Raw genomic sequence first — 25,071 nt, 5'->3', positions numbered from 1 at the left:
TGATGATTTACCGATCATCGGGTCCCGCACGGGCGCTGGTTCCGCTACAATGCGCGCCGATTTCGACTTGCCTGAGAGCCCGCTCATGTCCGCCTGCCAGACGCCTATCATCGTCGCCCTGGATTTCCCTACCCGTGACGCCGCCCTGAAGCTGGCCGACCAGTTGGACCCCAAGCTTTGCCGGGTCAAAGTCGGCAAGGAACTGTTCACCAGCTGCGCGTCGGAGATCGTCGGCACCCTGCGTGACAAGGGGTTCGAAGTGTTCCTCGACCTGAAATTCCACGATATCCCCAACACCACCGCCATGGCCGTCAAGGCTGCCGCGGAGATGGGCGTGTGGATGGTCAATGTGCACTGCTCCGGTGGCCTGCGCATGATGGCGGCCTGCCGTGAAGTGCTGGATCAGCGCAGTGGCCCGAAACCGTTGTTGATCGGCGTGACCGTGCTGACCAGCATGGAGCGTGAGGACCTGGCGGGGATCGGCCTGGACATCGAGCCTCAGGAGCAGGTGTTGCGCCTGGCGGCGCTGGCCGAGAAGGCTGGTATGGACGGCCTGGTCTGCTCGGCCCTGGAAGCCAGTGCCTTGAAAACGGCGCACCCGTCGCTGCAATTGGTCACCCCGGGTATCCGTCCGGCGGGCAGCGCCCAGGACGATCAACGCCGTATCCTGACCCCGCGCCAGGCGCTGGATGCAGGCTCCGATTATCTGGTGATCGGCCGTCCGATCAGCCAGGCGGCGGATCCGGCCAAGGCCCTGGCGGCGGTCGTGGCCGAACTGGCCTGATCCCGCACTGAAAACCAATGTGGGAGCGAGCAGGCTCGCTCCCACAGGTTTTTGGATCGTGACCGGTCAGACCTTGAGGACGAGTTTCCCGAAGTTCTCCCCGCTGAACAATTTGGTCAGCGTCTCGGGAAATGTCTCCAGCCCTTCGACAATGTCTTCCTTGCTCTTGAGCTGCCCCTTGGCCATCCAGCCAGCCATTTCCTGGCCGGCGGCGGCGAACTGGGCGGCGTAGTCCATGACCACGAAGCCTTCCATGCGCGCCCGGTTCACCAGCAGAGACAGGTAGTTGGCGGGGCCCTTCACCGCTTCCTTGTTGTTGTATTGGCTGATGGCGCCACAAATCACCACGCGGGCCTTGAGGTTCAAGCGGCTGAGCACAGCATCCAGGATGTCGCCGCCGACGTTGTCGAAATACACATCGACGCCTTTGGGGCATTCGCGTTTCAGGCCCGCCTGAACGTCTTCGCTCTTGTAATCGATGGCACCGTCGAAGCCCAGTTCATCGATCAGGAACTTGCATTTGTCGGCCCCACCGGCAATGCCCACCACGCGACAGCCTTTGATCTTGGCAATCTGCCCGGCGATGCTGCCCACCGCACCGGCGGCACCCGATAGCACCACGGTCTCACCGGCCTTGGGGGCGCCGACGTCCAGCAGCGCAAAGTAAGCGGTCATGCCCGTCATGCCCAAGGCGGACAAGTAACGGGGCAACGGCGCGAGTTTCGGATCGACCTTGTAGAAACCCCTTGGCTCGCCGAGGAAATAATCCTGCACGCCCAGTGCACCATTGACGTAGTCCCCGACCGCAAAGCCTGGGTTGTTCGAGGCAATCACCTGGCCCACGCCCAACGCGCGCATCACTTCACCGATGCCCACCGGCGCGATATAGGACTTGCCCTCGTTCATCCAGCCGCGCATGGCCGGGTCCAGGGACAGGTACTCGTTCTTCACCAGGATCTGACCGGCCGCCGGTTCGCCGACCGGTACTTGCTGATAAGTGAAAGTCTCGCGGGTCGCGGCGCCCACCGGGCGTTTGGCGAGCAGGAACTGGCGATTGGTCTGGGCAGTCATGGTGGGTACTCGAGATGAAATGAAGCTTTGTTGATAGCCCTTCGAAGCGCTTGTCGCAAGGTTTGCCGGGGTAGCGAATGCAGACCGATACAACCCGGTGATAATACCGCCGGGGCTGTTATCACTGGTGTCCATGCATGCCTAACCGGCACCTGGATAGTGCTGCTGCGCCATGCATGGCTGTGGCTACACTGGCGCCACCCTGCATCCTTCAAGGAACTGATCATGAGCATGACGTTTTCCGGACAAGTCGCCGTAGTCACCGGTGCCGCCGCGGGCATTGGCCGCGCCACCGCCCGTGCGTTCGCCACAGAGGGCCTGAAAGTCGTAGTGGCCGACCTGGACGTGGCGGGTGGCGAGGGCACGGTGCAGTTGATTCGCGAAGCCGGCGGCGAAGCGGTGTTCGTACGCTGCGACGTGACACTGGAAAGCGACGTGCAGAACCTGATGAACGAAGTGATCAGCACCTACGGTCGTCTCGATTATGCCTTCAACAACGCCGGGATCGAGATCGAGAAGGGCAAGCTGGCCGACGGCACCCTCGATGAGTACGACGCGATCATGGGCGTCAATGTGAAGGGCGTCTGGCTGTGCATGAAATACCAGTTGCCGCTGTTGCTGGCCCAGGGTGGCGGTGCCATCGTCAATACCGCTTCGGTGGCTGGCCTGGGCGCGGCGCCGAAAATGAGCATCTACGCGGCCTCCAAGCATGCCGTGATCGGCCTGACCAAATCGGCCGCCATCGAATACGCCAAGAAGAAGATCCGTGTGAACGCGGTCTGCCCGGCAGTGATCGATACCGACATGTTCCGCCGTGCCTATGAGTCTGACCCGAAGAAGGGCGAATTCGCCAACGCCATGCACCCGGTAGGACGTATCGGCAAGGTCGAGGAAATCGCCAGCGCCGTGCTGTATTTGTGCAGCGATGGCGCAGCGTTCACCACTGGCCATTCGCTGGCGGTGGACGGCGGTGTCACGGCTTTCTGAAGGCGGTGGGTTGTAGGAAAAGGCCCGCGCTTGCTGCGGGCTTTTTCTTGGGCGGCCGGAAATTCCCTAGACCTGCCCATCAATGTGTTTCAAGGCATGAGAATCGACCCTTTTGGCGACGTTGTCGTACATCGTCCGGCGACACCCTGTGCTTAACTTCCATCGGGAAACCGACTGTTTCTGGAAATAAAACAATCGCTTAGGAGCTTGGTTACTCATGGAGTTGAGAATCGACCGGCAGGCCCTGGTGCCTGTCGTGCAGCAAATCGTCGACGCGCTGGCCGGCTGGATTCGACAGGCTGAGGTGCAACCGGGGACTCGTCTGCCCTCCATCCGTCAATTGGCGCGGGAGAATCTGCTCAGCCAGTCCAGCGTCAATGAAGCGTGTGAACGCCTGGTTGCCCAAGGGATATTGTCCTCCCGTCATGGCTCGGGCTTTTTTGTCGCATCACCTTCTTCGATCAGGCCAGAGCCTTTCGACAAGGGTGTGCCGGACGACGTGCAGGGTGTTCGGGCCGATTCAGCCGACAATGTGCAGTGGGAGCTGAAGTTGGGCAGTGGCGGATTGCCCGAACGTTGGCGTGAAAGCGATGACCTGGCCTATGCGATTCGCCAGGTCTCCCGCACCGACATGGCGGGGCTGTTCAACTACAGCACGCCGCAGGGATTGCCTGCCCTGCGTGAACAACTGTCCAGGCGGCTGAAGCAGCTCAACATCAATGTGGATGAAAACCTCATCCTGACAACGACGGGGGCGACCCACGGCCTGGACCTGATCGTGCGCACATTGTTGCGGCCGGGGTGTTGCGTCGTGGTGGAAAGTCCCGGCTATTCGAAGCTGTTCGAGCTGCTCAGGCTCCACGAGATCGACATGATCGAGTTACCCAGGACACCACGGGGCCCGGATGTCGATGCGTTGCAAGCGTTGTTGGCGACTCATCGGCCCAGCGCCTTGTTCATCAACAGCGCGTGTCACAACCCAACCGGCAGTTGCCTGGCGCCGGCCGTGGCCCAGCGGCTGCTGCAATTGACCCGCAAGCACGCCGTGCTGGTCATCGAAGACGACGTCTATGCCGACTTCCAGAGCACGACGCGGACCCGGCTGGCAGCGTTGGATGCCGACGTTCTTTACGTGGGCAGCTTCTCGAAAACCTTGAGCAGTTCCTTGCGGGTCGGGTTCGTGGTGGCCGGGGCTGCGATCATCGAGCGGTTGAGCAAGGTCAAGGAGGTCACCAGCATGGGCGGTTCGCGGTTCTGCGAATCGGTTGTCGCCGGCCTGTTGGCCAACGGCGCCTATCGCAAGCTGGTCCAGCGCCAGCGGCAACGCCTGGGGACCGATATGGCGGCGGTGCTCCAGGTACTGGAAGACGCCGACTGGACGGTCTTCGGCAAGCCGGCCGGCGGGCTGTTCATCTGGGCACGTCCGCCCATGTGCGACTACGCTGGATTACAGCGCCTGGCCAAGCGGTTCGGCGTGCTACTGTCTTCGCGTACGGCGTTCAGCCCTTCGGGTGTCGACAGTGACTGGCTACGGATCAACGTGGCCTATGCCCGGGACTCCAGGGCGCTGGCGTTCTTCCGGGCCACGGGTCTGGATCGACCTCAAGCGTTCTGAAAACGACGAGGCCGTAGCTTTTTGCCATTATTCCGACGCCAGCATCTTGTGCGATGGGGTGTCTCGTTGCGAATCTGCGATTACACACACTGGCAGAGGACTGAGCGCAATGATTTCGGCCGTGCAGAGACGTTTTGCCAACCTGGGTATGGCAAAGAAGTTGGGGATCGGGTTTGTCCTGGTGCTGCTGCTCACGGCTGTCGTGGCGGCCATCGGCGTCTGGTCCTTGCAAACCATCAGTCAACGCTTCGATGGCTTGAAGCAGATGTCCTCGCTCAGTAGCGAGTTGCTCAAGGTCCGGCTGCTTGAACGGGACTATGCATTGCGCTCCGATCCCAAGACGGTCGATGCCCTGCACCAGGGCGTCGACAGCTTGATTGCCAAGGCAAACGAACTCAAGGCGCAGTCGGCTGCCAATGTGCCGGTGATGAACGATGTGGAGCAGGCCCTTGTGGCGTATCGCAAGGCGTTCGACGAGTTCGTCGGATTGAGCCAGAGCAAGGACCTGGCGCTGGATATGGCCAGTTGGTCGGTGTCCAGCGTCGCCAATAACCTCGATGTGTTGCGGGCGGGGTTGGCGGATGATGGCACCTACACGTTGAAAGACACCCAGGGCAAGGAGGGCGCCGAGTTCGTCGAACAAGCCAACCAGGTCAGCGAGGTGTCGCGGTTGATGCTGGTGGCCATGAATGAGGCGCGGGTGCGCCTCGATCAGACCCGCAAGGGCAGCGAGGACGCCGGGCAGGGCCAGATCGAACAGGCCGAGCAGGCGATGAAGCAGGCCGAAATCCTCAAGACCGCGATCAAGGATCCGGGCTACCAGACCGTCATCAACGAAGTGGCCGGGCACATCGCTGGGTTCAGCGAGAAGCTTGCCGAATACACCGGTCTGCTGGCCCAGGAGAAGGTCATCTCCGGGCAACTGCGCGAACGGGCTGCCCAGGTGGTGGAGCGGGTTGACCAGGCCTATGCCGCCGAAGACCAGGCCATGCAGGCCGAGTTGAAAAAGAACTCGTTGTTGATCATCGGTTCGTCGGCCCTGGCGTTGCTGGTGGGGTTGATTGCGGCCTGGGTCATTACCCGACTGATCGTGGCACCGTTGCGCAGCGTCATTCGTGTCGCCCAGCAAATTGCCGGAGGGGACTTGACTGCAACGGTCGACGTGACGCGCCGGGATGAAATCGGGCAGTTGATGCTGGCCATGCAGCAGATGGGAGCGGGACTGAGCAGTATCGTCAGTGGGTTGCAGTCCGGGATCGAGCAGCTGGCCAACTCCGCCCAATCCTTGTCGGCCGTGACCGAACAGACCAACCTGGAAGTCAGCAGCCAGAAAGAGGAAACCGAGCAGGTTGCCACGGCCATGAACCAGATGACCGCCACCGTGCACGATGTGGCGCGCAATGCCGAAGAAGCGGCCCAGGCGGCCCAGACCGCCGACGACAAAGTCGAAAGCGGTCAACAGGTGGTGCGTCAGAGCATGGTGCGTATCGAGCAACTGGCCGACTCGGCCACGTCGGCCAGTTCCAGCATCGAAAGCCTCAGCGCCGAGATCCAGAACATCGGCACGGTATTGAGCGTGATCAAGAGCGTTGCCGAGCAAACCAACCTGCTGGCGCTCAATGCCGCCATCGAGGCGGCTCGCGCCGGTGAGCAGGGCAGGGGGTTTGCGGTGGTGGCCGATGAAGTGCGGGCCCTGGCCAAGCGCACACAACAATCGACCGAGGAAATCGAGCGGTTGGTGAGCGCCTTGCGTTCGGCCGCCCAGACGTCCGTGCAGCAGATCCAGAGCAGCGGCGAACTGGTGAAGATGGCGGTCAGCGATGCCTTGCAGACTGAAAGTGCCTTGGGCAGCATTGCGGCAGCCGTGTCGTTGATCCAGCAGATGAACCAGCAGATCGCCGCCGCAGCTGAACAGCAGAGCTCGGTCGCCGAAGAAATCAACCGCAGCGTTACCAGCATCCGCGCCAGTGCCGATCAGTCCTCCCTGGCGATGCAAGGCAACGCCGCGTCCAGCATTGAACTGGCGCAGTTAGGTGTCGAGCTGAAGGGGATGGTGGGGCATTTCAGGTTGTGACGTAGGCAGCTTGAGACCATAACCTGTGGCGACGAGGGGATTTATCGAAATGTCGCATCTCCCCGCTGGGCCGCGAAGCGGCCCCAAAAACCTGAACACTCGGTGTATCAGTTAATAACGTAGGGCTGCTTCGCAGCCCTGCGGGAATAAATCCCCTCGCCACAATAAGGTTCGACTTGGCCTCAGTCGTAAACCTTTTTCTTCTTCCACTCATCGTTGATTTCGTCTTCCTTCAAACCTTCGGTCAGCTGATTGACTTCACCTTCGGCCGCCTTGGTGCTGGCCAGGACCATGGCATTGACGCGGGCCAGGAGTTTCTCGAGGTAAGCCAGCTGCTCGGCGTAGAGCTGTGGTTCCTGCTGTTTACGCAGGTATTGAACGCCACGTTCGAATGCCAGGCGAGCCTGCCCAGGTTGCTCCTGCTGCAGGGCCTGTTGGCCGAGGTTGTTGAAGAACTCGATGTGCAGCAGCACCAGAATGTGCCGGACTTCGCGGATCCAGCGCTTGGCTTCGTTGGGCGGCAGGAACCCGTCCTGGGCGGCGCGGGTGATCTGGCCGTGCAAGGCCTCGAGCAGGAACCGCACGTCCTTGGCCTTGGCTTCGGTCTGGATCGGTGCCGGAGGATTGTTCACCGGGATCGATTCGCCCTGGGCCGCCAGGGCGTTCAGTTCGTCCAGGCGCGCCTTCACCGCCGCATTGGTCTTCTCCATGCCCAGCAAGCGCTGGCAGACGTTGATCTCAAGGCGGGTGATCAGCAGCTTCAGGGACGGAGTCATCAACTGGCCGGGGAAGGTTTCGGTGAGCTCGCCGCAACGACGCAGCCGGTCGTTGAGCTCGATCTTGGTACGGGCCTTTTCCAGCTTGTTGTTTTCCGCCACATGGTTCATATAGCCAATGGCGATCAACAATGCGATCCCGGCTACGACGAGCAGGGTGATCATGAGTGGTGTCACCGGTAAGACCTCTTTAATAGGGTTCGCATGGATCAGTGTAGTGGCTAGGCTTTTAAGCGCATAGGCCCGAGCGACGAGATTAGACGGGCGTGCTGCTTACCAGGGGCACGGTAGCGTGGATGCACATTGCCACTATTTGCCGGGCGCGACTATAACGTCTTGGCGGGCGACAGAATATAGGCGTCAGAGACTGGACAGGCAAAATCTGCGAATCGCTCCTCAAACCGGTCGAAGTCATTGATTTAAATAAATTTATATCTGGGGGTTGACGACCCCTCAATCCATCCATAGAATGCGCGCCACTTACAGCGTAAAGCACTCAGCCAAGCGCCATAAGCAGTGAATGTTGTACGTGTGTCCCCTTCGTCTAGTGGCCTAGGACACCGCCCTTTCACGGCGGTAACAGGGGTTCGAGTCCCCTAGGGGACGCCAATGCGGGAATAGCTCAGTTGGTAGAGCACGACCTTGCCAAGGTCGGGGTCGCGAGTTCGAGTCTCGTTTCCCGCTCCAATTTTAAACAATTCTGCTTTCGAGCAGGGTTGAGTGAAACCAGAAACGATACCTTCGGGTTCGGATCTGGGCACTGGAACACACACCATGTGTTCCGGGCAGCGTGTCCCCTTCGTCTAGTGGCCTAGGACACCGCCCTTTCACGGCGGTAACAGGGGTTCGAGTCCCCTAGGGGACGCCATTTGCGGGAATAGCTCAGTTGGTAGAGCACGACCTTGCCAAGGTCGGGGTCGCGAGTTCGAGTCTCGTTTCCCGCTCCAAATTCAAAAAAACGCCGCTCATTGAGCGGCGTTTTTTTATGCCTGTGAAAAAGCCATTTCAATCGGCGCCGGACCGGCCCAGGTGCTTTAGACGAACAATTTGCATGTGTTTTAGGGCGTTGGCCTTATCACCTTAATAATGAAGGGAGGTTTGGTGAACTACATGCAAAATTAACGGGAAGGCATGTTGGAAAATTAATACTTAATTTCTAAAAAAATGCCGTTCTCCTAACCTTCCAGTACCGATTCTGGAGGTGCATCTATGTTGATTTTCGTTAAATCGATGGTCATTGGGCTTTGTATTGCGGCCCCTGTGGGGCCCATCGGGCTGTTGTGTATACAAAGGAGTCTCATGCTTGGCTGGAGAGCCGGTTTTGCGACAGGGTTGGGGGCGGCCACCGCCGATTCGATCTATGGATTCATAGGGGCGTTGGGGATCACCGCTATCATCGCGACGCTCATCAGCTTCAAGCCCTGGTTATGTATTCTGGGAGGGCTGTTCCTCGCTTACATTGGTTACCAGACAATACGCTCGAACAGCAATGCGACCGCCATGGGGGGCGAGCGTGCCAACATGTTCAAGGCTTACTCGACCACGCTGTTCCTGACCTTGTCGAACCCCATGACCATTTTATCGTTTATCGCGATATTTGCCGCCCTGAGCGATGGCATGGCCAGCGAACAAGGCAGTCAGCACTCAGTGCTGCCCATGGTGACCGGCATATTCCTGGGCTCGGCCGTCTGGTGGTTAGGACTGAGCGGCTTCTCCTCCATCTTCAAGGCCAGGATCGCTCAATCAAAAATTAAATTGATCAACTACTTTTCCGGGGCAACCATCAGTCTGTTAGGGGCGTACCAAGTGGCAACCGGCGTGATGCTGGCCACGGGAGTTTGAGAAGGTTTCCCCATTCGGTGAATGATGCCGATGTCTCAGTCCCCTTCAGTCAGGAGGGGACTTTCCCCAAGCCTGGACTCAACGTAGGCTTTGAAACGACCTATCGCCTGTGTGGTTTGTGTGGCTGTGGCATTACTGAACGACAGCCTGACTTGATTGACCGCTTCGTTCGTCAGTGAGAACAGGGACGTGGGGAATACAATGACCCTGAAGTCCCTGGCGCATTCGTTCATCTCAGCCTGTCCGAAGACAAAAGGCAGGTGCACATTGATGAAGAAGCCGCCCGCCGGATGATTCCAGGTGACGGTTGGTTGGGAGTCGCCTTTGGAGGGGAAGGCACGCTCAAGGCACTCAAGCATGTGGTTCCTCTTCTGTGTGTAAGACAGCACTCTGGGTTGGTTCAGACTCTTCAGCGAGTAGTTGTTTTCGATCAACAAACCGCCGACGACCGCTTGGCACAGGGCTGGAGTGTTGACCGTGATCAAACTTTTGGCTTTGCACAACCTGGCGCTGAAGGGCATGACTCCTGCGCCTTCCGGAGCGACTACGTAGCCCATGCGCAAGCCCGGGAAAATCGATTTGGAAAACGAGCCGAGCAGGAATACTCGACGGCTGTCCATCGACCTCATCGATGCAATCTCATCTCCCTCATATCGGAAGTAGCGGTATGCCGTGTCTTCCAGGATGAAAAAATCCAGTTCATTGGCTAAGCGAAGCATTGCCTCCCTGGCGGGATAGGACAGGCTGTCGGCAGTAGGATTGCTAAAGTCTGGAATCGCATACAGTGCGCGTATTTTTTCCCCTTTGGACTCAAGCTCTTCAGCCAATCTGCGCAGGGCGGTTGGATCGAGAAAAGTCACCATGGGCACGGGGAGCATCTTTATACCCAGCAGTTTTGCAATGCCTGTGACCCCGGAAAACACAGGATCTGGCACCAGTAAAATGCCGCCTCCTTCAAAGAGCGATAAGAGCGTCAAAGTGCACGCTTCCTGGAAGCCCATGCACACCACGATATTTTCGGGATTGGAAATTGTTATCGCTTCATCTACGTACAGGTAGTCGGCGATTATTTCATTGATGATCCCGGAGGTTTTTCCATATTGGCAAAGCAGTGTCGCCAGTGAGAGTTCGGTGCTGGCGATGTGTTGTCGATAGCGGGCCAATCCCTTGTCGATGAGCGCGGGGTCGCAGTACTCGTCGTCAGGTCGCCCGGAAGCCAGTGATATAGCCGCTGGGTTTTCCTGGGCAATCGTATTCAGAAGATGAATGACGTTGAGGATAGGGTGTTCGAATAGCGTATTTTCGACGGCGTTGGACACGCTCGCTTCTCCATAAAAAAAGCAACGAGCGCTTTGGGCGCCCGTCGCTCATGACTGACAGCCGTTACGCAGGATTGAGTGAGCGAGCCTGGTCAACCTTGTTTTCCATGGCTTCGAATGCCTGCAGCAGGTCCTCTTTAAGGTCCTCGAGGTCTTCCAGGCCAAAGCACAATCGAACCAGGCCCTTTTCAATGCCCATGTCCGCTTTTTCCTGTTCCGTCATCGAGGCATGGCTGCCACTGAATGGCTGCGCAACCATCGAGGTCACACAGGCCATCCCCGTGCCTGTGCCAAACCATTTGAGGGCGCTGGTGAAGGTTTTGTAGAAGGGCACCAGGTCGGGCCGGATATCGACAAACACAATGCCGCCATAACCCGTCAGTTGCTTGCCATCGATGCGTGGGTAATAGACATGCTCGATAAAGGGCAGTTCGCGCAGGTAATTGAGCATGCTCAAGGTCGTATGGCTGTGTTTCTCCATGCGCAGGTTGAACGTCTGCATGCTTCGGCGAAGCAACCATGCGCTATTGGGGGTCAATATCGAGCCTGAATAAAAGCGACCTTCAAGCAGGCGGTTATAGATCGCCTGATCATTGACGAGCACCAGTCCACCCATGACATCGCTATGCCCGGAGAAGTATTTCGTCGCACTGTACAGCGAGATATCGGCGCCAAAGTTCAGCGGCTTCTGATAGATCGGCGTGGCCCAGGTGTTGTCGACGATCACCAGGGCGTCTGGATTGTTTTGTTTGACTGCTTTGCTGACCTCATGGATATCAATGTCTTTCAGGAAAGGATTGGTCGGTGTTTCGAAAATGACCATGTCGACGTTGGGTGGCAACGCTTTCAGGCCGGCTTCTGTGGTGAGGTCCAGGATCGTCAGCTGCGCACCGATGCGTGCAGCGTATCTCTGGAACAGCTTGTAGGAGCAGCCATAGATATATTTGTTGATCACCAGTGACCCACCCGGTTTCAACAGTTCCAACACCATGTAGATAGCGCTCATCCCGGTGCTGTAGGCCAAGGCATATTCGCTCCCTTCAAGGGACGCGACCACCTGTTCCAATTCAGTCACATTGGGGTTGGCCTTTCTCGAATAGAAGAATGTCGAGTCAGCACTGAAGGCGCTGCATTGATAAATCGGTGTGACCGAGGGGTGAGCGTCTCGATCATCGACTTTGATATGAAGTATTTCCGTGGACACGTTCATGCCTGGGTCACCATTTTGATGACCTGTTCGTACATGTTCTGCTTGCCCTCATAGCCAATGGCCGGCGTAATGTCGTTTTGCGAAATACCAATCTCTTCGATCGATTCGGTTGGGAAGTGAGCCCTGTCGAATACTTCATGAAGGTTTGAATTCACCCCGTCGGGTAGCCAGACCTCAGGCCCCGACTCGTCGATTCGGGCCTTGGCGATAATGAATCGATAGCTTTCATGGGGGCGCAATGTCAGTGATTTCCAATCGCTGTTGAGCCCGTCGGTGTAGTTGCGCCGCAGGTAGACGGTCTGTTCGAAGTCTTCGGTATTCAGCACCTGGGCGTGCAGCGACACGATATCCCCGTGCCACTCGAATTTCCGCTTCTCGTAAGCAGACAGCGCGTCCTCTTGCATCCCGACCGGGGTATTGGCTTTGTATTCGCCCAGCAATTTGAAATGCGCATCATGGCCGCACTGAGAGCAGCAGCCTTTGCTGTCCAGTCCGATGATTTCGGCGTTCAGGCCGTAGCGGGTAACGAGCAGGGCGTTGCAGTTATTGCAACTGGTATTGGTGCCCTCGACATCATTCACGTTCCCCAGGTAGACATGCTCGACGCCCATGCTGCGGGCGACATCCCGAGCCTTCAGGAGCCTGTCCACGGGCGTTCGAACGCTATTGCTCATTTTGTAATCGGGGTGGAATCTCACGAAGTGCAGGGGCACGTTCGGCCCCAGTTCATCCAATACCCACTGGCTGATTTTTCTGGCGGTGTCTTCATCGTCGCTGATGTCGGTCACCATCAAGGTACTGACTTCAACATATTTACCGGCGTCGTAGACTTTCTTGATACCAGCCAGGACCGGCTCAACCCAGCCCGTGGTGACTTTCCGATAGTATTCGGGGGAAATCGATTTGAGCGAAATCGAGAAAATATCAATGACCGGCAACAATTCATCAATGGCTTCTTCACTGATGAAGAAGGCTGATTTATACAAGTTGATCAGGCCCGCTTCCTTGGCCAGTTTTGCCGTGTCGAGGATGAATTCATGCCAGACCACTGGATCGTTATACGTCCAGGAGAGGACGCGTATCCCGTGCTTGAGCGCGGTCTCCACAACCTGCTCCGGGGTGTAGTAATACACATCCTTGTCGGTTACATACTTGGCTTGCGAGGTTTTCCAGTTATGGCAATAACCGCAGTTGAGCATACAACCAATATTGCCCAGGGAAAGAATCCGCTCGCCGGGGGCAAAGTGGAAGACCGCCTCGGTTTCGATCGTCTCTTCAGTGCTGTGAACGCCTTTCCCGTAATTCAATGTAACGAGTCGGCCGCCTCGATTTCCGCGAACCTTGCAGAAACCTAACTTGCCCTCCTGGATGACACAGTTGCGTGGCGAAAGATGACACTTTACGGCTCCGCCCGGGAGTAGTTCTTCCAGTTTTGCCGGGGTGCTTTCCAAGGTCCAGTTTTTATTTTTTGTAGTGTCCATCTCTCATTTCCTCATTGCGAAAGTTGCCAACAACATCATCGGTTAAAAAGTCGAGGCGAAACAGTTCAGCCGCCATAAGTGGCAGTCATTTTGTTGTAATCAGTAAGCGGACGAAGCGCGGATCAAGCCATGGTTCTTGAGTGAGAAACGCCGGGTATTCATGTTCATGAACGGTTGGATAAGTGGGCCGATTACCAATAAGAAGGCAATTGTTCCCACACCGAAAGGGCCACCCAACAACCAGCCACTTGAAAAGATGCCGATTTCAATGATCATTTTGGCTTTGGTGAATGACCAGCCCCATTTGGAAACCATGGTCAATACCACCAGATCCATGATCCTGATACCAATACCGCTCATGATGATCAGCGCAGACGAGTAGGCACACAGGATCAGTCCTATTGCCAGTAAAGTGTACTCATTGACTCTGACAATCAAATACTCGCCCATTCCCAACACCGACCACAAGTCAATCAGCAAACCTGTCAGCGTGGTGGTAATGAATGGACTGATCGGCGGGTACTTTTTGTTCCAGAGCATCCACCATATTAGAAAGAACAAGGAGACGATAGCCGAACACGCGCCCATTCCAAGGGCAAATAGTTTATCTATCGAAATGATCAGGACATCTAAAGGATCGGTTCCCAGTTGGCTGATAATGAAGCACTTGGCACCCACCGAGAAGAGTCCGACACCCATCAGGTACATCAGCAGCTGATCCCTTTTGAAATTCCGCAGATCTAGGACTTGCGTTCCAACATACTGGGCGAATGGATGTGACTTTCTTCCACACTTTATTTTTTCATCTTCCATGCGAACACCATCCCTGGAGAGAAATATTTTATTATGCAGTGCGTCATGCCAAAGAGGAGGCTATTGATTGCCCGGATTCTTTTTAGGCTTTTCAGGCAGGAAATAGGCTAGCACTCTGCTTTATTTTGGTGCATGATTTTTTTAATGAAAAACGCGGGCTTTTCATTAAATTTTACAGTTCTTACCGAGAGAAACGCACATGGACCGTATAGACATAAAAATCCTGGGGAAGGTACAGGACTGTGGCCGCATTTCCATCACGGAACTTTCCAAGCATGCGGGTCTTTCTATTCCTGCCACTACTGACAGGTTACGCAAGCTGGAAGACGCTGGGGTCATCAAGGGCTATAGCGCACAGTTAGACCCCACCAAGCTTGGGTACGGCATCTCGGCTGTCGTCGGCATCACCACCCTCAAGCCGGCGAAAGCCAAATTGATAGCGACGCTCCAGGACATTCCCGAGGTCGTGGAGTGCCTGCACATCACGGGTAACGACTCCTACCTGATCAGGATCTATGCCAAATCGATGGCTGAGATCGAGGCGATCATTGCCAATATCAACGCGTACGGAGAGACGCGCACCAGCATTGTCTTGTCAGTTCCTATCGAGAGAAGAAAGCTCGCCCCTTGAGACGCTTGAACACCAGCCATCGCATCAAAACGCCCGTCAGCCCTCCAGACTGTGCACCAGGCTCTCAAGCGCCTCCATGCTGGCTTCTTCCTCCGGCGCCGATGGCGTGACAGCCGTCGTGCGCACCTGCCGCGCCAGGCGGTATTCGCTGGGGGTGCAGTTGGCGTACTGCTTGAAGGCGCGGGCAAAGTAGGACGGGTCCTTGAAACCGGCTTCGTAGCCAATGCTGGTGATGGGCATTTCGCTGTTATCCAGCAGTTCCTTGGCAAAACTCATGCGCTTGTTCAGGACGTAGTCGGTAAAGCCCAGCCCGTTGGCTTCCTTGAACAGGCGGCTGAAGCGAAACGTGGTCATGCCGCAACGCTTGGCCAGGTCTCGCTGATCGATGCTGTCGCGAAAATGCTGGTCGATGTACAGCAGGATGTGGTTGAGGGCCTGGTGTTTCTGGTGACCGGAGGTCAGGCGAATGCTGTCCGGCAGGGTGGGGGAGTGGTCGATCAGCGAGGTCTTGCCGCGACTGCCGGTATTGCGCCGCAACTCGCACAATTGCATCACCGCTGTCAGGTAGCGCTTTCTCTCGGTGGCTGAAAGGGGCAGGACCATGTATTCCCAGACATTGGAGCGCATGGCCCAGACCGCCAGCTCTTCAGAATGCTGCACGGTGAACATGGTGATGGGAATGGTGGGCACGGTCCGCTTGATCTCCAGCAACCGCCTCAGGCCCGGGGTGTCCGGCCGGTCGAAATGAATGCAGATCATGTCGACCTGCTCCCCACCCGGCAGCGTGGCGTTGGTGGCCAGCGTGCAATGGCAGGCTTGCTCGAACTGGATGGCGAGTTCCTTCGTGGACCGATCGTGAGTCAGATCGAACCAAAACAACCTTGGCTTTCCGGTCAGATTCGACGTCATGTGCCTACTCAGTGGTTCTTCCTGCCCTTTAGCCGGAAGTATCGTCAATGTGCTATCACCGCGCCGAATAAATTCTTATCAAAAGCCAAGTTTTTATCGCCATTCCATCGCGACGGCTCCCGCGACCCCAGCGGATGACCTCGCGCAAAATAATCCTAGCGATGTGCAAAATCCTCCTAACGGCTATGCCGGCCTCCTGACTAGGGTTGCATCAGGCAGTTCGCAATGTACTGCCCTTGAAAAACAACCCCGATGAGGTGTGCGAAATGACTCTTCAAACTATCAAGGCTTCGGTACTGAAGTTCGCCAAAGATGAAGATGGCCTGACCATTGTGGAATACGCCGTGGCCGGTGGGTTGATCACCGTATTGGTGGCCGCTGCCTTCGTTCTTCTGGGCGGTGCCGTGAATACCAAGATCCGTGCGCTGTGCCAGGCCGTCAACGGCAACGTTGCCTGCTGATCGCAACGCTTTGCGATAGGGGGACACGGCAACTTTTACGGAATCACGCTTGCGACTCTTTTGCAGTGAGTACAACGAATACCTCAAATGGACTTGGCGCTGTCCCCAACTACTAAGTTCATGGCCGTATTACTTCCGAATGTGAGGTAAATAAAATGACTCTGCACACAATCAGAACTTCGATCCTCCGGTTCGCCAAAGATGAAGAAGGCTTGACCATCGTGGAATACGCGGTGGCGGGTGGCTTGATCACGGTGCTGGTGGCGGCGGCATTCGTCCTTTTGGGCGGCGCGGTGGATACCAAGATCCGGGCACTTTGCCAGGTCGTCAACAGCAACGTTGCCTGCTAACGAAACTGCAACCGGGAGACGCGCCATGTCCATGGAATTGCTGGTGTCGACATCAATACTGCTGGGACTGCTGGGCGTGGCGGTGGTGAGCGATCTGCTCCGCCACCGCATCCCCAACTCACTGGTCCTTCTGGGGCTCGCCCTGGGGCTGGCCGGTCAGGTCTACACGGGCGGGATCAGCGGCTTGGGCGATAGCCTGCTGGGCCTGCTGATCTGCTTCGCGTTGTTCCTGCCGATGTACGCAGTCGGTGGCATGGCGGCCGGTGACGTCAAGTTGATGACCATGGTCGGCAGCTTCCTGCCATTCCATTACGCCTTATGGGCTGCATTGTTCAGCCTGATCGCCGGCGGTGTGTGCGGATTCCTGATTGTCCTGGTCCGCGGCCAACTGCTTCAAACCCTCGGGCGTTACTGGCTGATCGTTCGGGCCCAGTCCTACCTGGCGCCCACTTCGGACGAAGTGGCCGGGAAACCCTTTCCTTATTCGATTGCGATCCTGATCGGCACTTTGAACAGCGTCTACTGGCAACTGGTTGCCGGTGGCTGGGGAGGCTAGTCATGCACGTCATCAACGATAGTGATGCCTACCCCAGCGAACGGGAGGCGGTACAACGCTTGGCACCTCAGCCTTGCACGATTCGCGACACCGGCCTGACGGACAGTTTCCTGGGCGAACTGGTGTGCAAGCATCTGCATGACGCCGGTGTGCTGGATATGCCGCGACTGGTGGAGCGCCTGGCGCTGACCGGCGCGGTGCTGGAAGAAGTCCTGGCGTTCTTGCGCAAGGACGGTCGTGTCGAGGTGCTGGGCCAGATCGGCCAGGCGAGTGTGCAGGCGTTGCGTTATGGCCTGACCGAACGCGGTCGCAGCTCTGCCCGGGACGCCTTGGCCCGCAGCGGTTATATCGGCGCGGCACCGTTCCCGGTGAGCACCTATCGTTCTCTGATCAAGATCCAGACCATTCACCACGGTCGTATTACCGCCAACGACATGCAGCAGGCCCTGTCGGGCATGGTGCTGAGCCAAGGCATGCTCGACCAGTTGGGCGTGGCCCTGAACTCCGGGCGGGCAATCATGATTTATGGCCCGGCAGGCACCGGCAAGACCTACGTCAGCAGTCGGTTGATCCGGCTGTTTGCCGAGGCCATCTGGGTGCCCCACGCCATTGTCATCAACGAGTCGGTGATCGAGATCTACGACCCGCAGGTGCATCAGCGCCTGGATGACAACAGCCTGTCGAACAACCTGATGCTCAACGAAGGCATCGACCGCCGGCTGCTGTGCTGCAAGCGCCCCATCGTCATCACCGGTGGCGAGCTGAGCATGGAGCAGCTGGATGTCCGCTACGATCCGTTCACTCGTCAATACCAGGCCGCCTTGCAGCTCAAGGCCAGCAATGGCCTGTTCATCATCGACGACATGGGCCGCCAGCGCATGGCCCCGGCCGAGTTGCTCAACCGCTGGATCGTGCCAATGGAGGAGAAGCGTGACTTCATCAACCTGGGCGGTGGTCGGCATTGCGAACTGCCGTTCGATCTCGTGCTGGTGTTCTCCACCAACCTCAATCCCTTGGAGTTGGCCGACGAGGCGTTCCTGCGGCGCATTGGCTACAAGGTCCAGTTCGGTTACCTCAAGCCCGACGAATACGAACGCATCTGGCGCCAGGAGTGCGAGCGCTTGGGTGTCCCTTACGACCCGCTGTTGGTGCGTTATGTACTGCAGCGGCTGTATGCCGGCGAAGGCATGCCTCTGGTGCCTTGCCATCCGCGCGATTTATTGAACATGGCGCTCGACCGCCAGCGTTACCTGGGCGGTTCCGGACCCCTGATGCCGCAAGAGCTGGAATGGGCCTGGCACAACTATTTCGTTCAGCTCGACTTCCTTTGATTCGGAGATACCGACATGAGCTCTCGTACGCTTCCGCTGATTGGCGTTTCCCTGGTAATGGGCCTTGGCGCTGCATGGATGGCCGACTCCTGGTTGAGTGCGCGACTCAATGCGACCCCCGATGATCACCTGCGCAGCGTGGTGGTCGCCACCGTGGAAATCCCCTTCGGGCAAATGGTCGAGGCCCAGCAGGTCACCACTGTGCGCATGCCGATGGATACGATCCCGGACGATGCCTTCGACTCCAGTGAAAAGGCCGTGGGCAAGATCGCCACGTTCGACATCCTGCGCGGCGACATCGTGCGCGGTGCGCGTCTGAGCGAGCACCTGGGTGGCAGCACCCTGGCCTCGCTGATCGCTCCCGACAAGCGCGCCATCTCGGTCCGGGTAGACGATGTCGTGGGCGTCGGTGGGTTCCTGCTGCCGGGTAACCGGGTCGATGTGCTGGCGACCAAGACCACCAGCGCCGGCAGCAACAGCGCCACGTCCCGGACCATCCTGGAAAACCTGCGGGTGCTGGCGGTGGACCAGACGGCGGGCACCGACAAGACCCAACCGGTGGTGGTGCGGGCCGTGACGCTGGAAATGACAGCGGTCGAAGCGGAGGCGCTGGTCACCGCGCAAACCGAAGGCAAGCTGCAACTGGCCCTGCGCAACCCCCTGAACCTGGAGAAAAAAGCCGTGGCTGTCGCGCCGCCGGAGCCACCGGTCATGGCGGTAGCCGCCGCTCCGGTACCACGGCCCATCGTGCAACGCGTCAGGGTGCAGGACAGCTCAGAGGTGACGGTGATTCGTGGCATTGAAAGCAAGGTGATCAACCTTCGCTGAGTGGCGCGAAAACAGCCTGGTTCCCAGGCGATGGCGATCCTCAATGCAGTCAACGAGGGCGTGATGATGAATTCCGATATCGGACGGCGCCAGGGAGGGGCAGTGAGTGTATTGATGGTGATCGCCTTGGTGGCGATCACCATGATGGCAGCGTTGGCCCTGGACGGCGGCCACATGTTGCTCAACAAGACGCGTTTGCAGAGCGCAGTGGATGCCGCAGCCTTGAGCGGGGCCAAGACCCTGAGCCAGGTCACGGGCGGCCTCAACATGGCCAGCACGACCCGTGCGGCGGCCCTGGACACGCTGAACAAGAACGCCCAGGCCTTGGGCAACACGGAACTGGCCACCGCAGTCGCCGGCAATCCGGGGGCGTTTGCCGTGGTAGAGCTGGCCAGCAGCGTCTATGGCCCGTTCTCTTACCCCGGCCCTGCCGATGCCAAGTACGTGCGGGTGTCGGTATCGAGTTATCAACTGAACGGGTTTTTCTGGAGTTTCGTCCAGACCATGGGCAGTTCCGGCCTGGGGAACAAGAGAGTGGCGGCAATCGCCACCGCGGGTCCCAGCCCGACCTCGCCCTGTGACCTGGCGCCGATGATGGTCTGTGGCGATCCAACCCAATACAACCCGGCTGCGGGCAACATCTGGGGCTACCGCTTTGGTGACCTGCAAGTATTGAAGACGGCGGCAGGTGTTTCTTCGCCTATCGGCCCTGGGAATTTCCAGTTGCTCGATTTCGGCTCGGGCGGCAGCTCGGTTCGGGAGGACCTGGCAGGCGGTGGTTCGATCTGCCGCAGCGTTGGCGACAATGTCCAGACGTCACCGGGCAACACCGCCGGTCCGACGTCCCAGGGCTTGAATACGCGTTTTGGTATTTACAACGGCCCAGTCAGCGCTTCGGACTACCCACCGGACCTGGTGACAACTTCCAGCTCCCCTGCGATGACCTACGACGATGCGCTCTCCCAGGCGCAATACAAAAACAAGCCTGTCACGTCTAACCATGGCGATCTTTCGGCGGGAGGCGAGGCGATACTCGATTACAACGACTGGCGGGCCAAGGTCGCGGCGTGTGTGGCGGGGGGGCCAGTGGCTGTCAGAGCAACGGGGTTTTCGAGCGCCGTATGCTGAAGATCGTGATCGGCAACTGCACCGGCAAGCAGGGCGGCTCCACCTCGATTCCGGTCTTGGGGTTCGGTTGCTATTTCGTCGTGCAACCGGTGAATGGTGGCGGTACGGATTCCTTGGTCTTCGGCCAGTTCGTCCAGGAATGTGAAGGCGATGGCGTGCCGGGCCCCACACCGTCCACCGATGCCGGCCCGCAGATCATCCAGCTCTACAAAACCTACCTCAACGGCAGTGGCAATCCGAGCACTGACTCGTAGGAGGCGTCATGGGACTTGTCCAATTCAAATCCTCACAGGCCCAGCAAGGCGTAGCGCTGGTGGAGTTCACCCTGGTGCTGCCCCTGGTGCTGATGTTGCTGCTGGCCTTCGGCGAGTTCGGTCGCATGCTTTACCAGTACAACGTGTTGTTGCAGGCCAGCCGTGACGCCGATCGATTCGTCGCCGGCCAGGCCTGGAATTCCACGTTGGGCGGTATCGCCCTGAGCAACACCTTGTTGACCCAGACGAAAAACGTCGCGGTGTATGGCGTGCCCGCCCAGGTCGGTAGTCCGGTTGTGTCCGGGTTGACCACGGCCAACGTGGCGGTCGCCGCGGTGGGCACCAACCATGTACGCGTCACCATCACCTACACGTTCTGCCCGGTGATTGGCGCGGGCAATTGCGCCGGGTCACTGCCGGGCTTCTTCGGCGCCGCCATGCCGCTGGGCATTCCGCTGGTCGCAACCACTGTGATGAGGGCGCTGTGATGAAGCCGATGAACCACAAACACATGCGCGGCACCTACATCGTCGAGTTTTCCTTCGTGGGCCTGCTGGTGTTCATCCTGCTGTTCGGTGTGGTGGAGATGGGCCGGTTGTACTTTACCGCCAATGCCCTGGATGAAGCCGCACGGCGCGGTGCGCGCCTGGCGGCGGTGTGCAACATCAGCGATCCGGTGGTGTTGCGCCGGGCCATTTTCAACGCCGCGACCGATGCAGGCACCAGCCAACTGATCACCAGCCTGGCCACCACGAACCTGGCGCTGACCTACCTGGACGTCAATGGCGCCGTGGTGGCGAACCCTGCCGACACGTCCAGCGCCACCGGCTTCCGGGCCATCCGCTACGTCCAGTTGAGCGTACAGAACTACGTGTTCAACCTGTTCATTCCCGGCTTGGGCGTGTCCATTACCTTGCCCGCCTTCAGGGCAACCTTGCCACGGGAAAGCCTTGGGCGCCATTCCGATTCCGGGGAGATCACACCATGCTGAATACCAGAGAAACGCCCGTTTCGAGTACCGTCGGCAAAGCCGGGCTGCGACTGCTGATCAGCAGCCGCGACGCCGCGTCCCTGCGCGACCTGCAATGTGTCTGCCAGCGCATGCCCTGCCTGGAAGTCAGTACGCGATTGGTGAGCAATGGGCATGTCGATCCCCTTTACGGCCTGGAGCGCATGCCCGACCTGCTGCTGCTGCGGGTCAGCCACCTGTGGCGCGAAGAGCTGGCGGCGTTGCTGCAACGTCCGGCCCATGAGCGTCCACCAATGCTGGTGTGTGGCCTGTTGGGCGATCAGGAAGCCATGCGCCTGGCCATGCAGGCCGGTGCTCGTGACGTGCTGCCCGAGCCCATCGCCGAGACCGAATTGGTCGCGGCGTTGAATCGCCTGGTGGCCGAGGTTCGCCTGGGCAATGGCGCCGAGGGCAAGCTGGTCGCCGTGATCGGCGCCAAGGGCGGCTCCGGCGGGACCCTGGTGGCCTGCAACCTGGCCCAACAACTGAGTGCCCGGGCGGGAAATACCCTGTTGCTGGATATGGACCTGCAGTTCGGCAGCGTGACCCATTACCTCGACGTCGCGCAGTCCCACAGCCACCTGGAAGTGCTGCAGCAGATCGACGACCTGGACAGCATCGCGCTGCGCGGTTTCTGCAGTCACTTCAGTCCGACCCTGCATGTGCTGGGCGGGCGTGCCGGTGAGTTGTGCCTGCCCCAGGACGCCCAACCGGAACAGCTCGACACCCTCCTGCAACTGGCCCGCGCCAGCTACGACTGGGTGGTGGTGGACCTGCCGCGGCAGATCGATCATCTCACCGGCTCCGTGCTGGAACAGGTGGACCGGGTGTACGTGGTGGTGCAACAGAGCGTCAGCCACCTGCGCGATGCCAGTGCCCTGGTGCGGATCCTGCGCGAAGACCTGGGTGTGCGCGGGGACCAGTTGCAGATCGTGGTCAACCGCTATGACAAGGCGGCCGCGATCAGTCTCAAGGACATCGGCGAGGCCCTGCGCTGCACGAACCTGTCCAAATTACCCAATGACTTCAACTTGGTCAGCCAGAGTCAGAACACTGGCGTGCCGTTGGGGCTGCACGCGCCGAGGGCGGCCATCACCGTCGCCCTGCGCGATTTGACCGAGGACCTGGTCGGTCACCAGATGAACACAGACAAAGGCCTGTTCAAACGCGCCTTCAACCGTTTTTTCGGGGGATGACCCATGATCAGCGATTTCCGCAACCGCTTGCGCAAACAGTCCGGTAAACCCGGTGCTTCAGTGGCCTCCCTGCAGGGCGATGGCTTGTCGGATTCGACGGAGGAACTGATGGCCTGGGAACAGGCCGTCCCGGACGTGCTCTATGAAACCCGCAGCCAGGTCACGCCGGTGGAAGCCGAGTGGCGGGAAAAGATCTACCAGCAATTACTCAAGGTCATGGACCTGTCCTTGCTCGATGCCCTCGAACAGGTCGAGGCCTCGCGGCAGATTCGCGACATCTGCCAGCGCCTGCTCGATGAACACTCGGCACCGGTGAGCACCGCCAGTCGTCAGTTGATCATCAAGCAGATCACCGACGAAGTACTGGGCCTCGGTCCGCTAGAGCCGTTGCTGGCCGACCACAGCGTGTCCGACATCCTGGTCAACGGGTTTGCCTCGGTCTACGTCGAGCGCTTCGGCAAGCTGCAACGAACCGACGTGCGCTTTCGTGACGACCAGCACCTGCTGAACATCATCGACCGCATCGTCTCCAGCCTGGGGCGGCGCATCGATGAGTCCTCGCCACTGGTGGACGCCCGGCTCAAGGATGGCTCGCGGGTCAACGCGATCATCCCGCCGTTGGCCATCGACGGTCCGAGCATGTCGATCCGGCGCTTCGCAGTGGACCTGCTCAACACCGACAGCCTGATCCAGGTGGGCACCATGACCCCGGCCATTGCCCTGTTGCTCAAGGCCATCGTACGCGGGCGCCTGAACGTGCTGATTTCCGGCGGGACCGGCAGCGGCAAGACCACCATGCTCAATGTGCTGTCCAGTTTCATTCCGCACAACGAACGCATCGTCACCATCGAGGATTCGGCCGAGCTGCAACTGCAGCAACCCCACGTGGTGCGCCTGGAGACCCGGCCTTCGAACATCGAAGGGCGCGGCGAGGTAAGCCAGCGGGAGCTGGTGCGTAACAGCCTGCGGATGCGTCCGGACCGGATTGTCATTGGCGAGGTGCGCGGTGCCGAGGCACTGGACATGCTCACGGCCATGAACACCGGTCACGATGGTTCCTTGACCACCATCCACGCCAACACCGCACGGGATGCCCTGGGGCGAATCGAGAACATGGTGTCGATGACCGGGGCGACTTTTCCGATCAAGGCCATGCGTCAACAAATTGCCTCGGCCATTGATGTGGTGATCCAACTGGAGCGTCAAGAAGATGGCAAACGACGGGTGGTAAGCATCCAGGAGATCAACGGCATGGAAGGGGAGGTCATCACTATGACCGAAATCTTCTGCTTTGCCCGCCAGGGCATCGGCGAGCACGGCGAGGTGCTCGGCGAATATCGGCCCAGCGGCATGATCCCGGCCTTTCGCGATGTGTTGGCCAAGCGCGGTATCGAGTTGCCGCTGACCCTGTTCCGCCCTGAGTGGATGGAGGCCCGGACGTCATGAACAATATCCCTGCCGAATTTATCCTGATTTTCCTGGGCATGGTGTTCATCGCCGTTTTCCTCTTGTCCCAGGGCGTGGTGGTGCCGGTGTTCGGCGAGGCCGGCAAGATGCGCAAGCGCATTCGCGGGCGCCTGCATGTACTGGAGAAGGCCAACCACCTGCCCAATATGCAAACCGTATTGCGGCAGAAATACCTGACGCGCCTGTCGCCGCTGGAGGCTCGGCTCGAGCAGTTGCCCTTCATGGCCAACCTGACGCAACTGATCGAGCAGGCCGGCCATGAATACCGCGCCTATCGGGTGATGGTGCTCGGTCTGGTCCTAGGCGTGGCGGCCGCTGCCCTGGTGTTGATGGTTTCGCCAATCTGGTGGATGGCATTGCTGGCGGCCTTTGTGCTGTTCTGGGTGCCGGTGTTGAAAATAATGCGCGACCGCAGCAAGCGTTTCGCGGCGTTCGAGGAGGGTTTGCCGGATGCGCTGGACGCCATGTGCCGGGCCCTGCGCGCCGGTCACCCGTTCAACGAAACCCTGCGGTTGGTGGCCGATGAGCACAAAGGACCGGTGGCCCAGGAGTTCGGCATGACCTTCGCCGACATCAACTATGGCAATGATGTGCGCCGGGCCATGCTTGGTCTGTTGGAACGCATGCCCAGCATGACGGTGATGATGCTGGTGACCTCGATCCTCATCCACCGCGAAACCGGTGGCAACCTGACCGAGGTGCTGGAGCGCCTGAGCCGGTTGATCCGCGGGCGCTTCCGCTTCCAGCGCAAGATCAGGACCCTGTCGGCGGAAGGGCGCATGTCGGCCTGGGTGCTGGTGGCGATTCCTTTCGTGCTGGCGATTGCCATCGTGCTCACGAGCCCCAGCTACATGCCTGTGCTGATCAACGATCCCATAGGCCACAAGCTGATCATCGGTGCGTTCTGCGCCATGTTGATCGGGATTTTCTGGATACGGAAGATCATCCGGATCCAGGTTTGAACGCTGTCTTGCCGCGG

General features: G+C 58.8%; 23 protein-coding genes, 4 tRNA genes and 2 pseudogenes. 22 read left to right on the top strand and 7 right to left on the bottom strand.

Annotated features, from left to right (window positions below; genetic code table 11):
• Positions 1-85 precede the first annotated feature (85 nt).
• Complete coding sequence (gene pyrF / locus PCOSP_RS21135; RefSeq protein ID WP_175363785.1) at positions 86-784, top strand: orotidine-5'-phosphate decarboxylase; 699 nt, start codon at positions 86-88, stop codon at positions 782-784.
• 66 nt (positions 785-850) lie between these two features.
• On the opposite strand, the gene PCOSP_RS21130 is transcribed toward pyrF, so the two are convergent.
• Positions 851-1,855 (bottom strand): NADP-dependent oxidoreductase, encoded by a 1,005-nt coding sequence (locus PCOSP_RS21130; RefSeq protein WP_024776953.1) that lies wholly within the window; start codon positions 1,853-1,855, stop codon positions 851-853.
• A 225-nt stretch (positions 1,856-2,080) separates the two neighbouring features.
• On the opposite strand from PCOSP_RS21130, the gene PCOSP_RS21125 reads away from it, so the two are divergent.
• The 4 genes and pseudogenes from PCOSP_RS21125 (at position 2,081) to PCOSP_RS21110 (ending at position 6,531) form a co-directional block, all read left to right on the top strand.
• A complete protein-coding gene (locus tag PCOSP_RS21125; RefSeq protein WP_139649081.1) occupies positions 2,081-2,842 on the top strand; it encodes an SDR family oxidoreductase in 762 nt (253 codons plus the stop codon).
• A gap of 217 nt (positions 2,843-3,059) precedes the next feature.
• Complete coding sequence (locus PCOSP_RS21120) at positions 3,060-4,457, top strand: aminotransferase-like domain-containing protein (protein ID WP_464709468.1); 1,398 nt, start codon at positions 3,060-3,062, stop codon at positions 4,455-4,457.
• Positions 4,390-5,670 (top strand): annotated as a pseudogene (locus PCOSP_RS21115) (HAMP domain-containing protein); the annotation flags it as partial. The gene PCOSP_RS21120 and the pseudogene PCOSP_RS21115, both read left to right, overlap by 68 nt.
• Positions 5,650-6,531, top strand: a complete 882-nt coding sequence (locus tag PCOSP_RS21110) for a methyl-accepting chemotaxis protein (RefSeq protein ID WP_392396974.1) — start codon at positions 5,650-5,652, stop codon at positions 6,529-6,531. The pseudogene PCOSP_RS21115 and the gene PCOSP_RS21110, both read left to right, overlap by 21 nt.
• Positions 6,532-6,713: 182 nt before the next feature.
• Here PCOSP_RS21110 and PCOSP_RS21105 read toward each other — a convergent pair whose 3' ends face one another.
• Positions 6,714-7,472: a hypothetical protein gene (locus tag PCOSP_RS21105; RefSeq protein WP_139649087.1), complete on the bottom strand. Its 759-nt coding sequence runs from the start codon at positions 7,470-7,472 to the stop codon at positions 6,714-6,716.
• A gap of 368 nt (positions 7,473-7,840) precedes the next feature.
• Here PCOSP_RS21105 and PCOSP_RS21100 point away from each other — a divergent pair.
• From PCOSP_RS21100 to PCOSP_RS21080, 5 genes are all read left to right on the top strand, one after another.
• A tRNA-Glu gene (locus PCOSP_RS21100) sits at positions 7,841-7,916 on the top strand.
• 2 nt (positions 7,917-7,918) lie between these two features.
• Positions 7,919-7,994: transfer RNA gene (locus tag PCOSP_RS21095), tRNA-Gly, on the top strand.
• A gap of 105 nt (positions 7,995-8,099) precedes the next feature.
• A tRNA-Glu gene (locus PCOSP_RS21090) sits at positions 8,100-8,175 on the top strand.
• Positions 8,176-8,178: 3 nt separating this feature from the next.
• Positions 8,179-8,254: transfer RNA gene (locus tag PCOSP_RS21085), tRNA-Gly, on the top strand.
• Positions 8,255-8,516: 262 nt separating this feature from the next.
• Positions 8,517-9,149 (top strand): LysE family translocator, encoded by a 633-nt coding sequence (locus PCOSP_RS21080; RefSeq protein ID WP_464709466.1) that lies wholly within the window; start codon positions 8,517-8,519, stop codon positions 9,147-9,149.
• Positions 9,150-9,184: 35 nt separating this feature from the next.
• Here the strand turns inward: PCOSP_RS21080 and PCOSP_RS21075 are convergent, their stop codons facing one another.
• From PCOSP_RS21075 to PCOSP_RS21060, 4 genes are all read right to left on the bottom strand, one after another.
• Entirely contained in the window at positions 9,185-10,468 is a 1,284-nt protein-coding gene (locus PCOSP_RS21075) for an aminotransferase-like domain-containing protein (RefSeq protein ID WP_464709465.1), read from the bottom strand.
• A gap of 64 nt (positions 10,469-10,532) precedes the next feature.
• Positions 10,533-11,678 (bottom strand): trans-sulfuration enzyme family protein, encoded by a 1,146-nt coding sequence (locus PCOSP_RS21070; RefSeq protein WP_464709463.1) that lies wholly within the window; start codon positions 11,676-11,678, stop codon positions 10,533-10,535.
• The gene (gene amrS, locus PCOSP_RS21065) at positions 11,675-13,159 is read right to left on the bottom strand and encodes an AmmeMemoRadiSam system radical SAM enzyme (protein ID WP_464709462.1); all 1,485 of its coding nucleotides are present in this window, start codon (positions 13,157-13,159) and stop codon (positions 11,675-11,677) included. Before amrS ends, PCOSP_RS21070 begins: the two co-directional genes overlap by 4 nt.
• Positions 13,160-13,258: 99 nt before the next feature.
• Positions 13,259-13,972, bottom strand: coding sequence for a YczE/YyaS/YitT family protein (locus PCOSP_RS21060; protein ID WP_139649097.1), 714 nt, complete (start codon positions 13,970-13,972; stop codon positions 13,259-13,261).
• Between the two features lie 199 nt (positions 13,973-14,171).
• Here PCOSP_RS21060 and PCOSP_RS21055 point away from each other — a divergent pair, with 199 nt between their 5' ends.
• On the top strand, positions 14,172-14,603 hold the full coding sequence (locus PCOSP_RS21055) for an Lrp/AsnC family transcriptional regulator (protein ID WP_175363779.1): 432 nt from the start codon (positions 14,172-14,174) through the stop codon (positions 14,601-14,603).
• Positions 14,604-14,639: 36 nt separating this feature from the next.
• Here PCOSP_RS21055 and PCOSP_RS21050 read toward each other — a convergent pair whose 3' ends face one another.
• A complete protein-coding gene (locus PCOSP_RS21050; RefSeq protein ID WP_464709461.1) occupies positions 14,640-15,512 on the bottom strand; it encodes a helix-turn-helix transcriptional regulator in 873 nt (290 codons plus the stop codon).
• A 266-nt stretch (positions 15,513-15,778) separates the two neighbouring features.
• Here PCOSP_RS21050 and PCOSP_RS21045 point away from each other — a divergent pair, with 266 nt between their 5' ends.
• From PCOSP_RS21045 to PCOSP_RS20995, 11 genes and pseudogenes are all read left to right on the top strand, one after another.
• The gene (locus PCOSP_RS21045; protein ID WP_008070254.1) at positions 15,779-15,973 is read left to right on the top strand and encodes a Flp family type IVb pilin; all 195 of its coding nucleotides are present in this window, start codon (positions 15,779-15,781) and stop codon (positions 15,971-15,973) included.
• Positions 15,974-16,128: 155 nt separating this feature from the next.
• Positions 16,129-16,323 carry a Flp family type IVb pilin gene (locus PCOSP_RS21040; RefSeq protein WP_139649100.1) on the top strand — a complete coding sequence of 65 codons (195 nt, stop codon included), beginning with the start codon at positions 16,129-16,131 and terminating at the stop codon, positions 16,321-16,323.
• A 25-nt stretch (positions 16,324-16,348) separates the two neighbouring features.
• On the top strand, positions 16,349-16,879 hold the full coding sequence (locus PCOSP_RS21035; protein WP_139649102.1) for an A24 family peptidase: 531 nt from the start codon (positions 16,349-16,351) through the stop codon (positions 16,877-16,879).
• 2 nt (positions 16,880-16,881) lie between these two features.
• On the top strand, positions 16,882-18,210 hold the full coding sequence (locus PCOSP_RS21030) for a P-loop NTPase family protein (RefSeq protein WP_175385784.1): 1,329 nt from the start codon (positions 16,882-16,884) through the stop codon (positions 18,208-18,210).
• A gap of 15 nt (positions 18,211-18,225) precedes the next feature.
• Positions 18,226-19,038, top strand: coding sequence for a Flp pilus assembly protein CpaB (cpaB, locus tag PCOSP_RS21025; protein WP_139649106.1), 813 nt, complete (start codon positions 18,226-18,228; stop codon positions 19,036-19,038).
• Between the two features lie 63 nt (positions 19,039-19,101).
• Positions 19,102-20,420: pseudogene (locus PCOSP_RS21020) on the top strand (pilus assembly protein TadG-related protein).
• Between the two features lie 8 nt (positions 20,421-20,428).
• Entirely contained in the window at positions 20,429-20,908 is a 480-nt protein-coding gene (locus PCOSP_RS21015) for a TadE/TadG family type IV pilus assembly protein (RefSeq protein WP_139649109.1), read from the top strand.
• An 8-nt stretch (positions 20,909-20,916) separates the two neighbouring features.
• Positions 20,917-21,411 carry a TadE family protein gene (locus PCOSP_RS21010; protein WP_139649111.1) on the top strand — a complete coding sequence of 165 codons (495 nt, stop codon included), beginning with the start codon at positions 20,917-20,919 and terminating at the stop codon, positions 21,409-21,411.
• On the top strand, positions 21,405-22,625 hold the full coding sequence (locus PCOSP_RS21005; RefSeq protein ID WP_139649113.1) for an AAA family ATPase: 1,221 nt from the start codon (positions 21,405-21,407) through the stop codon (positions 22,623-22,625). The genes PCOSP_RS21010 and PCOSP_RS21005 overlap by 7 nt, the downstream gene beginning before the upstream one ends.
• A 3-nt stretch (positions 22,626-22,628) precedes the next feature.
• Positions 22,629-24,071: a CpaF family protein gene (locus PCOSP_RS21000; protein ID WP_139649115.1), complete on the top strand. Its 1,443-nt coding sequence runs from the start codon at positions 22,629-22,631 to the stop codon at positions 24,069-24,071.
• A complete protein-coding gene (locus PCOSP_RS20995; protein WP_139649117.1) occupies positions 24,068-25,054 on the top strand; it encodes a type II secretion system F family protein in 987 nt (328 codons plus the stop codon). Before PCOSP_RS21000 ends, PCOSP_RS20995 begins: the two co-directional genes overlap by 4 nt.
• Positions 25,055-25,071 lie beyond the last annotated feature (17 nt).

This window comes from Pseudomonas sp. MAFF 730105 (assembly GCF_055380705.1).
Note: the sequence above shows the minus strand (reverse complement) of the source record. Positions and strands in the feature narration are given on the sequence as shown.

Bases quoted from the DNA above. Each gene is read 5' to 3' on its own strand.
- pyrF (WP_175363785.1), top strand. From the start codon at position 86: ATGTCCGCCTGCCAGACGCCTATCATCGTCGCCCTGGATTTCCCTACC.
- PCOSP_RS21130 (WP_024776953.1), bottom strand. From the start codon at position 1,855: ATGACTGCCCAGACCAATCGCCAGTTCCTGCTCGCCAAACGCCCGGTG.
- PCOSP_RS21125 (WP_139649081.1), top strand. From the start codon at position 2,081: ATGAGCATGACGTTTTCCGGACAAGTCGCCGTAGTCACCGGTGCCGCC.
- PCOSP_RS21120 (WP_464709468.1), top strand. From the start codon at position 3,060: ATGGAGTTGAGAATCGACCGGCAGGCCCTGGTGCCTGTCGTGCAGCAA.
- PCOSP_RS21110 (WP_392396974.1), top strand. From the start codon at position 5,650: ATGCTGGCCATGCAGCAGATGGGAGCGGGACTGAGCAGTATCGTCAGT.
- PCOSP_RS21105 (WP_139649087.1), bottom strand. From the start codon at position 7,472: ATGATCACCCTGCTCGTCGTAGCCGGGATCGCATTGTTGATCGCCATT.
- PCOSP_RS21080 (WP_464709466.1), top strand. From the start codon at position 8,517: ATGTTGATTTTCGTTAAATCGATGGTCATTGGGCTTTGTATTGCGGCC.
- PCOSP_RS21070 (WP_464709463.1), bottom strand. From the start codon at position 11,678: ATGAACGTGTCCACGGAAATACTTCATATCAAAGTCGATGATCGAGAC.
- amrS (WP_464709462.1), bottom strand. From the start codon at position 13,159: ATGGACACTACAAAAAATAAAAACTGGACCTTGGAAAGCACCCCGGCA.
- PCOSP_RS21060 (WP_139649097.1), bottom strand. From the start codon at position 13,972: ATGGAAGATGAAAAAATAAAGTGTGGAAGAAAGTCACATCCATTCGCC.
- PCOSP_RS21055 (WP_175363779.1), top strand. From the start codon at position 14,172: ATGGACCGTATAGACATAAAAATCCTGGGGAAGGTACAGGACTGTGGC.
- PCOSP_RS21050 (WP_464709461.1), bottom strand. From the start codon at position 15,512: ATGACGTCGAATCTGACCGGAAAGCCAAGGTTGTTTTGGTTCGATCTG.
- PCOSP_RS21045 (WP_008070254.1), top strand. From the start codon at position 15,779: ATGACTCTTCAAACTATCAAGGCTTCGGTACTGAAGTTCGCCAAAGAT.
- PCOSP_RS21040 (WP_139649100.1), top strand. From the start codon at position 16,129: ATGACTCTGCACACAATCAGAACTTCGATCCTCCGGTTCGCCAAAGAT.
- PCOSP_RS21035 (WP_139649102.1), top strand. From the start codon at position 16,349: ATGTCCATGGAATTGCTGGTGTCGACATCAATACTGCTGGGACTGCTG.
- PCOSP_RS21030 (WP_175385784.1), top strand. From the start codon at position 16,882: ATGCACGTCATCAACGATAGTGATGCCTACCCCAGCGAACGGGAGGCG.
- cpaB (WP_139649106.1), top strand. From the start codon at position 18,226: ATGAGCTCTCGTACGCTTCCGCTGATTGGCGTTTCCCTGGTAATGGGC.
- PCOSP_RS21015 (WP_139649109.1), top strand. From the start codon at position 20,429: ATGGGACTTGTCCAATTCAAATCCTCACAGGCCCAGCAAGGCGTAGCG.
- PCOSP_RS21010 (WP_139649111.1), top strand. From the start codon at position 20,917: ATGAACCACAAACACATGCGCGGCACCTACATCGTCGAGTTTTCCTTC.
- PCOSP_RS21005 (WP_139649113.1), top strand. From the start codon at position 21,405: ATGCTGAATACCAGAGAAACGCCCGTTTCGAGTACCGTCGGCAAAGCC.
- PCOSP_RS21000 (WP_139649115.1), top strand. From the start codon at position 22,629: ATGATCAGCGATTTCCGCAACCGCTTGCGCAAACAGTCCGGTAAACCC.
- PCOSP_RS20995 (WP_139649117.1), top strand. From the start codon at position 24,068: ATGAACAATATCCCTGCCGAATTTATCCTGATTTTCCTGGGCATGGTG.